General features: G+C 45.0%; 2 protein-coding genes. Both read left to right on the top strand.

The window, feature by feature from the left end; genetic code table 11:
* Position 1: 1 nt before the first annotated feature.
* On the top strand, positions 2-268 hold the full coding sequence (rpsF, locus tag ACTHUR_RS19865) for a 30S ribosomal protein S6 (RefSeq protein ID WP_440400512.1): 267 nt from the start codon (positions 2-4) through the stop codon (positions 266-268).
* A partial coding sequence (locus ACTHUR_RS19860) for a primosomal replication protein N (RefSeq protein WP_440400513.1) occupies positions 265-473 on the top strand: 209 nt, incomplete at its 3' end. The genes rpsF and ACTHUR_RS19860, both read left to right, overlap by 4 nt.

Raw genomic sequence — 473 nt, 5'->3', positions numbered from 1 at the left:
AATCCACCGTTTGGAAGACTGGGGCCGTCGTCAATTGGCTTACCCAATCAACAAAATCCACAAAGCACATTATGTTTTGATGAATATCGAAACTACTCCTGAAGTGGTTGAAGAGCTGGAAACTGCTTTCCGCTTCAATGATGCCGTACTGCGTCACCTGACCATCAAAACAAAACACGCTGTAACTGAAGCTTCTCCAATGTTGGGCGGCGAAAAAGCAAAAAATTTGCTGAACGGTGCAGCTGAAGAAGTTGCAGCAGCCGAATAAGATTGAACAATCTGATTAAGCTTACCGCCCGTATCTTACAGGTTCAGCCTTTGAGATACACGCCGGCAGGAATTCCTGTTTTAGATGTTGTGTTACAACATGAATCTTGGCAGGAAGAAAACGGACAGAAATGTCTGGTCAAATTTGAAATTCCCGCGCGGATTTTAGGTAAGCAGGCTGAGGAATGGCAGTATCGGCAAGATGC

The sequence above is a fragment of the Neisseria sp. P0021.S007 genome (assembly GCF_051956855.1).
This window is presented reverse-complemented; position numbering and strand designations above follow the sequence as displayed.